Raw genomic sequence first — 9,250 nt, 5'->3', positions numbered from 1 at the left:
TTGGTTTCCCGACCCCAAGGGTCAGCTAACGCCCGTTGCCCAAGAGAGCCGGACGGAAATCGCTACGCCGGCTCACCACCTTGCCTGCGACCACGAACACACCGTCGCCGGTATAGTGGATGGTCCTGGGATGCTTCGGCCGCGGCGCGACACGCGCTTTCACGATCTCGAACAGGAACAGGTTGTAGTCGTCCACCATCTTGTCGTCGGCCAGACGGCATTCGAAATGAGCATGGCAATCGGCGAGCAACGGGGCCGCGACCTCGGTGGCGGGTTCGGTCTCCAGCGCCAGTTCCGCGAACTTGTCATGATCGTGGCCCGACCGGTTGCCGATGGCGACCACGGTATCGATCATGCCGATCGTCGGAAGGTTCAGCACGCATTCGCGGCTCTGGCGCACAAGCTCGAAACTGTGATTCCCCGCGGAGATCAGGCAGCCCACCAATGAGGGCGTGAACTCCAGCACCATGTGCCAGCCCATCGTCGTGACGTTGCGCTCGCCCTCGTGGCAGGAGGTGACCAGCAGAACCGGACCGGGTTCGAGATAGGCCCGCGCCCGATGGACCGGCAGATCGACCTTCCGGCCCATCAGGTGGTCGCAGCGATCCGCACCGGCACGGACTTGGCGGCAGGCACGTGGCTCTCCTCGGCGTAGTGCTCGACCGGCATCAGGACGTTGGCCTCCGGATAGTAAGCGCCGAGGCACCCGCGCGGAATGTCGTACGGCGTGACGATCAGGCCGTCCCGGCGACGGTGGACGCCGTCCTCCGCATCACTTTCCAGCGCGACGACCTGACCTTCGCAAAGCCCGGCATCGGCGATATCCGCCTCGTGCATGAGCAGCACGTCGCGCGTGCCTTTTATGCCGCGAAAGCGATCGTGATAGCCGTAGATCGTGGTGTTGAACTGGTCGTTGGAGCGCAGCGTCATCAGGCGATAGCGGCCGGCAGCCTCTCCGAACCCCGCCGCCGAAATGTCGGTGGGCGCCAGGAACTCCGCCTTCCTGCTCGGTGTCTCCCAGATGCGCTCGGCCGCCTTGTTGCCCTTCCAGAAGCCGCCGGGCGTGAACAGGCGCTGGTTGAAATCCTTGAAGATGGCGGGATAGGTCTCCTCGATCGCATCGCGGATCGTGGAATAGTCCGTGACCCAGGCCTCCCAGTCCACCTTCGGATTGGGGGGCAGGATCCGCCTGGCGATGCCGGCGACGATCGCCGGCTCGGACAGCAGATGCGGACTCGCAGGCGTCGCCTTGCCGCGCGAGCCGTGGATGCAGCTGGTCGAATCCTCGGTGGAGACCGCCTGCGGCCCGCTCGCCTGCATGTCCTGCTCGATCCGGCCGAGGCAGGGCAGCAAATAGGTTTCCTTGCCGGCGAAGAGATGGTTGCGGTTGAGCTTGGTCGCGATCTGGACGGAGACATCCAGCTTCGGCCATGCCGCCTCCATCGCTTCCGTCTCGGGCACCGCACGCAGGAAGTTGCCGCCGAGGCCGACGACCGCCTTCACCGATCCGTCGATCACGCCCCGGCAGGTTTCGACCGTGTCGAGGCCCTTCTCGCGCGGCGCCTTGAAGCCATACTGCTTTTCCAGTCTCTCGACCGGAACCAGCTCGGTCTTCTCGGTGATCCCGACGGTGCGCTGTCCCTGGACGTTGCTGTGTCCCCGTACCGGAGTCGGCCCGGCGCCCGGCTTGCCGACATTGCCGCGCAGGAGCAGCAGGTTGACGATCATCCGGACGTTCTCGACGCCCTTGACGTGCTGGGTGATGCCCATGCCGTAGATCGCCATCACCGCCTTGGCCTTGGCATAGATCCGGGCAGATGCCTCCAGCTCCTCGCGAGCGAGCCCGGTCTCGCGCTCGATGTCGGCCCAGGCGGTCTTGCGAACGGCGGCGGCGAAATCCTCGAAACCCGTGGCGTGTTGCGCGATGAAATCGTGATCGAGCACCGGCAGATCGCCGTCGGCCTTGGCCAGATCGTCCCAGTCGATCAGGAACTTGCAGATGCCGATGATCGCGGCGATGTCGCTTCCGGCGCGCAGCTGATGATATTGGGTGGAGATCGCGGTTTCCCGAAGCGTCGCCATCTCGATCGGATTCTGCGGATCGGTGAAGCGCTCCAGCCCGCGCTCCTTCAGCGGATTGAAGGTGACGATCTCGACGCCGCGCTTCCGGCACGCGCGCAGATCGTGCAGCATGCGCGGCGCGTTCGACCCGACATTCTGGCCGAAGAAGAAGATCGCGTCGGTCTCCTCGAAATCCTTTAGCTGCGTCGTGCCGACCGGCACGCCGATGGCGGCCTTCAGTCCCACGGAGGTGGATTCGTGGCACATGTTGGAGCTGTCGGGCAGGTTCTGGTTGCCGAACATGCGCGCCATCAGCCCGTACATGTAGGAGGCTTCGAGGCTGGTCCTGCCCGAGGAGTAGAAAACCACCGATTTGGGATCGAGGCGCTTCAGTTCCTGCCCGATCTCGTCGAAGGCCTCGTTCCATCCCACCGCGGCATATTTGTCGGTTGCAGGATCGTAGCGCATCGGATGGGTCAGCCGACCATGCTGCTCCAGATCGTAATCCTTCCACCCGCGCAACTCGGTTAGCGTGTGCTCGGCAAAAAAATCGGGCGTGGTCCGATAGCGGGTCAATTCCCAGGCCGTCGCCTTGGCACCTTCCTCGCAGAATTCGGCCGGGTGATGGTCGGCGGGCTTGGGCCAGGCGCAGCTGACGCACATGAAGCCATCCGGCTTGTTCTGGCGGGCGAGTTCGCGATAGCCCTCCGGCCCCAGATGCTCGCGCGGCAAGATGTCCGCGAGCGAGCGCACCGACCCCCAGCCGCCGGCCGGTCCCTCGAACGGCTCGATCTGCGGATCGTCGTCGCGCTGCTTCGTCACGCGTTGCCATTCCGGCGGCGGGTTTCCCAGCCCTTGCGGGCCGCGGTCGAACGCTGCTCCGCCGAGCCGGACTTGTGCGCCTTGCCACCACGTGACGAAGCGCTGCGATTCTCGGGCTTGCCGCGGCCTGAGCCGGACTTCTTCCCGCCGCCGGTTTCCTTGTTGACGGTGGCCCAGGCGCGCGCTTCGGCCTCCTTCCTGGGCGTGCCGCGCTTCTCGTAGCTCTCCTCGATATGCTCGGCCCGGCGTTTCTGCTTGTCCGTGTAACTGCTCTTGTCGCCCTGGGGCACAGCGGCTCTCCTCTCGTTTTCACCCCAACGTCCAGCGCCCGAAGAATGTCCGCTATTCAAAGGGCAGCGGAATCAACGCGCGGACTTGGTTCTCGGGCCCACCGGCGGCGCCGTTTATGCCGCTTGATCGCCCAATCAGACCTGCGGAGCTTCCGCAGTCAGCAACACGGGCGCATTACCCCGTTTCGTTCGTTGATGATGCTCCATTGGACGTATTGGAGGATGGGATGACCATGGCAGAACGCAGCCACAGCAGCGCTTCGCCCGATGATATCGACCGCGCCAAAGGCCCCAGCAACGGCGACGAGGATTTCGGAGGACATGACGCGGAGGCAGAGGGTGCCGCGAAAGCCGGGGTAGGACAGCCCACCCAGACCGGCGCCCCCAAGCCCCGGCAGGCCCCCACGGACAGACCCGAGCTCGGCGAGACGCCCGTCAGACCAGAGCGCTGAACGTCTGGTGCGATCGATAGAACGAGCCGTGGCTTGGCACGGAACGGCGGCACGGACAGTCCGTTGAGGTTTACAATCCAGCCACAGGAGAGACGTATGCCGATGATCGACAAGTCGAAGGTGCTGATCCTCGCGACTGACGGCTTCGAGAACAGCGAATTGTTCAAGCCGCGTGCCAGCCTGTTGGACGCCGGCGCGCAGGTGACGCTGGCGTCCATCAAGAAGGATCCGATCCAGGGCGTGGTGCACGACAGCGACGAAGGCGAGACGATCACGCCGGACCTGACGCTGGGTGAGGTCGAGGCCGACGACTATGATGCGCTGCTGATCCCCGGCGGCGTCGGTAATCCCGATACGATGCGGATGGAGCAGGACGCGCTTGCCATCGTTCGCGCCTTCTTCGCGGCCGACAAGCCGGTGGCGGCGATCTGCCACGGACCGTGGCTGCTGGCGGAGGCCGACGTGATCGATGGTCGCACCGTGACGAGTTGGCCCTCTATCCGCACCGACCTGCGCAATGCCGGTGCCGAGGTCGTCGACAAGGAAGTCCAGGTGGACGGCAAGCTCATCACCAGCCGCAAGCCGGACGACATTCCGGCTTTCACCGAGGCTCTGATCAAGTCCATCGAACAGGATTGAACTCGACGATCGTCGCTACCGGCTTTCGTTCGATGCCGGTGGTATTCGACAACATGAATTCGGCGGAAGGGCAGATTTCGCAGCTGCTTCCGCCAGCCTTCGACATGAACAGATCCATGACGGGGATACCCAATCTCTATCGACTCTATCGCATGAATGCGCTGACCGGGGACATCCGCAGCGTCGAGAATATCAAGGCTTTCAGCGATGACGAGGCAATCGGACGCACGCTCGACCAAGCGGGCGATTACCGTATCGAATTATGGGACGGCGGGCGGAAGCTCGTCGCGATCAGCGGTCGGAACGGCCCGGGCGAGCTGACGATTTCCGCCCCTACGGATCCCTGATGTTTCGCAAGAACTGACATGCCCGGACCCAAGCAAGATCGTCCGCCGCTGCCGAAAAGCGCAAGCCGGCCCAAGACCTTGGGAGATCCGTCACTCACCGACGCGGAACTGCACGAGGCCCAGCGCAAAGGGCGATCCAGGGATTGGCCATGGCCCGGACGGCGCCACTGACAATCCGGCTGGCCAATAGAAACGCTGACCCTCGGATCGCCCCCGCCCTGTAACGATCTCATGTCTGGCCGGTCTGGGATGTTGCGGCCGCGATTGCGGCGGCATTGTCCCGCTCGATCTCGTCCTTCGACCGCTTTCCTGTCGGCTTCCTGGGCTTCGCCTGCTCGGCCGCATCACGGCTCATGTCGATGTCGGCGGCATAGGTGCGCTTGTCGTCCAGGGTGTCCGCAGCGGGATGCTTGATACCGGTCATGATGGCTCCTTCCTTCCTGCCCAACGAGCGCCGGGACGAGCCGACGCGACGATATCGCGTCCGTATCGGTGACGCGAGCGAACGGCCGGACCGATGAGGGCCATCTTGACCGAGCTCCGCTAGAGACGCGGGCGAAGCTCTGTCTCGAAGAATTCGATGAACCGCTTTTGATGCTGCCCCGGGCAGCTCAACACCACATGATCGAAGCCGGCATCGACATAGCGGCGAATGACCGCGAGATGCGCCTCGACATCCGGCCCGGCGGCGATCGCATCCGCCAGATCCTCGGGGCGGACGAACCGGGAGGCGGACTCGAAGCCTTCGACATCGCGCAGCTCGCTGTTGACCGGCCAGCCCAGCGCCGAGAAGCGGAACGTCTGGTGGGCCTGTTCCAGCCCCGCCTGCTCGGTCTCCGCATAGGAAAGGACCGCCTCCGCATAGGCGGGGCCCTGCTTCGCCTTGCGGAAGCCTTCGACCAACTCAGCCTTAGGCTCCGTCGCCATGATGCCGTCGGCCGCCTCGACGGCCAGAGCGACCGACGCCGGGCCGCTCACGCCCACGATGACGTCTATGGGCTCGTCAGGCAGGTCATAAAGGCGGGCGTGATCGACGACGTACCAGTCCCCTTCGAAGCTGTGCACGCCGCCCTTCCAGAGCATGCGGAAGATCTCGATCGCCTCGCCGAGCATGGCATGGCGTTGCGGCGTCGACGGCCAGCGCTCCCCGGTGACATGCTCGTTCAGGCGCTCGCCGGCGCCGACGGCCAGGGTGAACCGGCCTTTCGACATCACGCCGATCGTTGCCGCTGCCTGCGCGATGATCGCGGGGTGGTAGCGGATGATCGGGCAGGTGAGACCGGTCGCGATGCCGATCCGCGAGGTCGCCTGCGCGATCCCGCCGAGCACGCTCCACGCGAACGGGGCATGGCCCTGCGATTCGAGCCAAGGATGGAAATGGTCGGAGATCGAGACGAAGTCGAAGCCCGCGGCCTCCGCGGCAACGGCATTCTCGATCAGCGCAGCCGGCCCGTGCTCCTCGGTCATCAGCTTGTATCCGAACTGCACCATCCGATCCTCCATCAGAGAGACCTTAATGCTGGGGATAGGCAATCGATCCCGGGCCATCTGCCTCCGACCCACCCCGATTCACTGGCGGTCGAAAAGGAAAGCGCTGCGACGACCGGGGATATCGACCGGGATGCATCGCACATGCTGGATCAAAATCGGCAGCAGGCCCGTTCGACGCAAGCCGATGCAAGATGCGACATCCCATGGGATCGAACGATATGGATTTAGCGGCTATCCCGCACAGACTGGACGCGGACACAGGCATCTGTCGCGTCGTCATAGAGACGCCGAAAGGCAGCCGCTCCAAATATACCTGGGACGCGTCGATCGAGGCTTTCGAGCTGTCGGCCCTGCTTCCCGCCGGAATGAGCTTCCCGCTCGATTTCGGAATGGTGCCCTCGACGCTCGCCGACGATGGCGATGCTCTCGACATATTCGTGATCGGCGACGAGCCTGCCGCGGTCGGATGCGTCATCGACGTCCATATCCTCGGCGTCATCAAGGCCGAACAGACCGAGCGAGGCCGCACCTTTCGCAATGATCGTCTCATCGGGCGCGGGGCGCTCTCGGTCAGCTACGATCAGGCCCGCCACGTGTCGGATCTCGGCGAGCCCTTCGTCGAGCATCTCGGGCGATGGTTCGCCAACTACAATGCGCTGAAGGGAAAAGGCTTCGAGGTTCTCGGCATCGGCGATTCCGCCGAGGCGATCCGGCTCATCCAGGATGCGACCGAGCGATGCGAGACGGCCCGCCACATCGGTCGCGATCGATGATCAGGCCGCTCTACCGAGCCACCCGGCATGTCTCGAACCTCGTGGCCGACGCTGCGGGCCATCCGGCGGCTCAGCTCGGCGTTCTCGTTCTTTGCATCGCCTGATGGGCGCTCGGCGGCAGCGAGACGGTGCTGGCCTCGTCCGTGTCGATCGGCAGCTTCGTGCTGCCCCAGAGGGCGGAAACCGAACGAGCGGTTCCTTCTGCAAGCTCGCGGGCTCATCCCCGAGTCTTCGACCTAGGCTCAAGTCGTTCAGTCGACGATCCGAAGCTTGGGCATGCCTGCCGGCAGGGGCCCGATCGCCATGATGCAGAACCAGGGAGAGCGGGGCATCTCGCTGCCATCTGTCAATCGGATGGGTTCCGGCACGGGGAGTACGAGATCGGAAGGTTCGAGCGAGATCTGGCCGCCGCCATACCAGCGCATCGCCACTGCCTTCGCCCTGACATTTTCCATCACTCGCTGGACCGTCTCCGGCTTGAGCTCGCCCGACGGGCAATCCAGCGCCGCCAGCACCCGGTGATCGAGATCGACCATCCAAGGGCGACCCCTACCCGCACCTCGATCCTGACGGCCTTCGCCGTTGACGGAAGGTTTAGCTAATGGATTGCGGTCGCCATGAAAGCGCAAACGTCGCAGTGGCTTATGAGATCCCGGGACGCATTGCTCGCAAAACATGCGAAGGTTTCGATCGCGTCGTCCTGCTCCCCCACGCGAAGCGACGACCTGCAGGAGCACGACGTCGCTTGGGGACGGATCAAAGGCGTCCGACATGCGCTGTATCAGGTCAAGACGGCCACCACGTCATCCATTGCTCCAGAACGGGACCCTCCATTCGAGGCCACGCGATGTCGACATTCTATGTGCATATCGTTGACGATGACGGTCGGGCCGTCGATACGCTCGGCTACGAGGCTGCGGACGTCGGCGATATCATCCGCATGGTTCGCGAAACGGCGGCTGAGATCATCCTCCTGGAAGTCGCGACCGGCGTCACCAGCCTGCACCTGGAATTTCATATTGAAGACGATCAGCATCGCGAGTTGCTCATCCTGCCCGTCGACGCCCGGATCCCGGCAAGCGCAGAGCAAGATGATCACCGACCTCGGAATGGCATCGCCTAGCGCCTCACGTCCGTTCGCGCGAGGACCGGCCGTGCCCCTTCCCCGTCACGTATTCTCGGCGTCGAACTGCCCGATTTCAGCGAGGCGGCTCCAGTCGGGAATTCTGACGAGGCCATGCTCGAAACGGATCAAATCGCTCCGCCTGAGCCTCTGCAGGACACGGTTCACGTGGACGGCGGTCAAGCCGAGAGTCTCCCCGATCTGGATCTGGGACATGGGAAGCGGAAATTCGTCGATGCGACCGAGACCGGCAAGCTCATGGCGTGTCGCGAGTTCGCACAGCAGATAGGCGATCCGCGTCGATGCATCACGACGGCTGCAATTGACCAGCCAGCGGGACAAGCGCGCCGAATCGAGTTCGCAGTCTCGCCGGAACGCCTCCGCGATCCGCGGACGCCGCGCCATCAGCCGATGCAGGTCGACGTGGCGAACCTGGATGAAGATGGTGGCGGTAAGGGCCTGCAATGCTCCATCGACCCGGGGACGGACGAGCGAGTGAAGATCGCCCATGTCGCCAGGCAGATAGAGCGCCGTGATCTGGCGGGCGCCATCGATCATCTCGCTGAAGCGGCCGGCAAGGCCCGTGGCGACAAGCCAGGAATGATCCGTCTTCTGGCCCGGATGTACCACATCGACATTCGGCTTCGCAGGCACGGCGACGCCAGGAAGCGACACGATGGCCGCCTGCTCTTCATCCGCGAGTGCCGAATGGCCCAGCAATCGCCGCAGAAACAGCTGGAGCGCCTGATCGACATCCGGCGAGCGCAGCGGTTTCATGAGCGGCCTTCGGCCGCAGGCCCGGTCGCGCAAGTATCGAAAACGATCCGCCCGGCGCGCCGTTCATATTCCCGTGCCATCGTGGCGTGGGAGGTCCGGGCAGCAGGATCGCGAGATACGATCGCGGCAGTGTGCGCCTCATTTGCCCGACGCAGATAATAATCGACATCGTCCGACATGAGAAACTCTTCGTCCTGAAGCGGGAGCTCTCATTTGTCTCTCGGTCGCTGCCGTGCTTGCGGCTCATGGACAGCAATGAACGACCTAAGCACCGATGGCGACGACTTTTCCTTGATCCAGATCAACTTTTGCATCGTTATGGATCAAGAACGACCCATCGTCCGTTTGGGCGATACGACATGGTCGAGACCATGCGATCAAAGAGGAGACGGACATGCCTATCCTGCTGTGGCTTCTGGGAGTTCCCATCCCGATCATCATCCTTTTGCTTCTCCTCTGGCACTGAGAAGGACCG

Annotated in this window: 12 protein-coding genes; 5 read left to right on the top strand and 7 right to left on the bottom strand. The window is 63.8% G+C overall.

The window, feature by feature from the left end; all coding sequences use genetic code 11:
* Positions 1-25 precede the first annotated feature (25 nt).
* From HZF05_RS09840 to HZF05_RS09830, 3 genes are read right to left on the bottom strand one after another with little or no spacing between them, the layout of a single operon-like run.
* Positions 26-589 carry a flavin reductase family protein gene (locus HZF05_RS09840; protein WP_160365886.1) on the bottom strand — a complete coding sequence of 188 codons (564 nt, stop codon included), beginning with the start codon at positions 587-589 and terminating at the stop codon, positions 26-28.
* Positions 589-2,883 carry an FdhF/YdeP family oxidoreductase gene (locus HZF05_RS09835; protein ID WP_160365885.1) on the bottom strand — a complete coding sequence of 765 codons (2,295 nt, stop codon included), beginning with the start codon at positions 2,881-2,883 and terminating at the stop codon, positions 589-591. Before HZF05_RS09835 ends, HZF05_RS09840 begins: the two co-directional genes overlap by 1 nt.
* On the bottom strand, positions 2,880-3,173 hold the full coding sequence (locus HZF05_RS09830; protein ID WP_160365884.1) for a plasmid stabilization protein: 294 nt from the start codon (positions 3,171-3,173) through the stop codon (positions 2,880-2,882). Before HZF05_RS09830 ends, HZF05_RS09835 begins: the two co-directional genes overlap by 4 nt.
* A 227-nt stretch (positions 3,174-3,400) precedes the next feature.
* Between HZF05_RS09830 and HZF05_RS09825 the strand changes: the two genes are divergently transcribed.
* The 3 genes from HZF05_RS09825 (at position 3,401) to HZF05_RS09815 (ending at position 4,611) form a co-directional block, all read left to right on the top strand.
* Positions 3,401-3,625 (top strand): hypothetical protein, encoded by a 225-nt coding sequence (locus HZF05_RS09825; protein ID WP_160365883.1) that lies wholly within the window; start codon positions 3,401-3,403, stop codon positions 3,623-3,625.
* A 96-nt stretch (positions 3,626-3,721) separates the two neighbouring features.
* Complete coding sequence (locus tag HZF05_RS09820; protein ID WP_022688740.1) at positions 3,722-4,264, top strand: type 1 glutamine amidotransferase domain-containing protein; 543 nt, start codon at positions 3,722-3,724, stop codon at positions 4,262-4,264.
* Positions 4,261-4,611, top strand: coding sequence for a hypothetical protein (locus HZF05_RS09815; RefSeq protein WP_160365882.1), 351 nt, complete (start codon positions 4,261-4,263; stop codon positions 4,609-4,611). The genes HZF05_RS09820 and HZF05_RS09815 overlap by 4 nt, the downstream gene beginning before the upstream one ends.
* 229 nt (positions 4,612-4,840) lie before the next feature.
* Here HZF05_RS09815 and HZF05_RS09810 read toward each other — a convergent pair whose 3' ends face one another.
* Both HZF05_RS09810 and HZF05_RS09805 read right to left on the bottom strand, forming a co-directional pair.
* Positions 4,841-5,035 (bottom strand): hypothetical protein, encoded by a 195-nt coding sequence (locus HZF05_RS09810; protein WP_160365881.1) that lies wholly within the window; start codon positions 5,033-5,035, stop codon positions 4,841-4,843.
* Between the two features lie 119 nt (positions 5,036-5,154).
* Positions 5,155-6,102, bottom strand: coding sequence for a TIGR03557 family F420-dependent LLM class oxidoreductase (locus HZF05_RS09805; protein ID WP_160365880.1), 948 nt, complete (start codon positions 6,100-6,102; stop codon positions 5,155-5,157).
* A gap of 218 nt (positions 6,103-6,320) precedes the next feature.
* On the opposite strand from HZF05_RS09805, the gene HZF05_RS09800 reads away from it, so the two are divergent.
* Complete coding sequence (locus tag HZF05_RS09800) at positions 6,321-6,875, top strand: inorganic diphosphatase (protein WP_160365879.1); 555 nt, start codon at positions 6,321-6,323, stop codon at positions 6,873-6,875.
* Positions 6,876-7,126: 251 nt separating this feature from the next.
* Here the strand turns inward: HZF05_RS09800 and HZF05_RS09795 are convergent, their stop codons facing one another.
* The gene (locus HZF05_RS09795; RefSeq protein ID WP_160365878.1) at positions 7,127-7,411 is read right to left on the bottom strand and encodes a hypothetical protein; all 285 of its coding nucleotides are present in this window, start codon (positions 7,409-7,411) and stop codon (positions 7,127-7,129) included.
* A 311-nt stretch (positions 7,412-7,722) separates the two neighbouring features.
* On the opposite strand from HZF05_RS09795, the gene HZF05_RS09790 reads away from it, so the two are divergent.
* Entirely contained in the window at positions 7,723-7,998 is a 276-nt protein-coding gene (locus tag HZF05_RS09790) for a DUF6894 family protein (protein ID WP_160365877.1), read from the top strand.
* A 45-nt stretch (positions 7,999-8,043) separates the two neighbouring features.
* Here the strand turns inward: HZF05_RS09790 and HZF05_RS09785 are convergent, their stop codons facing one another.
* The gene (locus tag HZF05_RS09785; RefSeq protein ID WP_160365876.1) at positions 8,044-8,775 is read right to left on the bottom strand and encodes a Crp/Fnr family transcriptional regulator; all 732 of its coding nucleotides are present in this window, start codon (positions 8,773-8,775) and stop codon (positions 8,044-8,046) included.
* Positions 8,776-9,250 lie beyond the last annotated feature (475 nt).

Source organism: Sphingomonas chungangi, assembly GCF_013778325.1.
GTDB classification, from domain to species: Bacteria; Pseudomonadota; Alphaproteobacteria; order Sphingomonadales; family Sphingomonadaceae; genus Solisphingomonas; species Solisphingomonas chungangi.
This window is presented reverse-complemented; position numbering and strand designations above follow the sequence as displayed.

Excerpts from the sequence above, each read along its gene's own strand:
- HZF05_RS09790 (WP_160365877.1), top strand. The coding sequence starts at position 7,723 with ATGTCGACATTCTATGTGCATATCGTTGACGATGACGGTCGGGCCGTC.
- HZF05_RS09840 (WP_160365886.1), bottom strand. The coding sequence starts at position 589 with ATGGGCCGGAAGGTCGATCTGCCGGTCCATCGGGCGCGGGCCTATCTC.
- HZF05_RS09800 (WP_160365879.1), top strand. The coding sequence starts at position 6,321 with ATGGATTTAGCGGCTATCCCGCACAGACTGGACGCGGACACAGGCATC.
- HZF05_RS09805 (WP_160365880.1), bottom strand. The coding sequence starts at position 6,102 with ATGGTGCAGTTCGGATACAAGCTGATGACCGAGGAGCACGGGCCGGCT.
- HZF05_RS09785 (WP_160365876.1), bottom strand. The coding sequence starts at position 8,775 with ATGAAACCGCTGCGCTCGCCGGATGTCGATCAGGCGCTCCAGCTGTTT.
- HZF05_RS09820 (WP_022688740.1), top strand. The coding sequence starts at position 3,722 with ATGCCGATGATCGACAAGTCGAAGGTGCTGATCCTCGCGACTGACGGC.
- HZF05_RS09795 (WP_160365878.1), bottom strand. The coding sequence starts at position 7,411 with ATGGTCGATCTCGATCACCGGGTGCTGGCGGCGCTGGATTGCCCGTCG.
- HZF05_RS09825 (WP_160365883.1), top strand. The coding sequence starts at position 3,401 with ATGACCATGGCAGAACGCAGCCACAGCAGCGCTTCGCCCGATGATATC.
- HZF05_RS09810 (WP_160365881.1), bottom strand. The coding sequence starts at position 5,035 with ATGACCGGTATCAAGCATCCCGCTGCGGACACCCTGGACGACAAGCGC.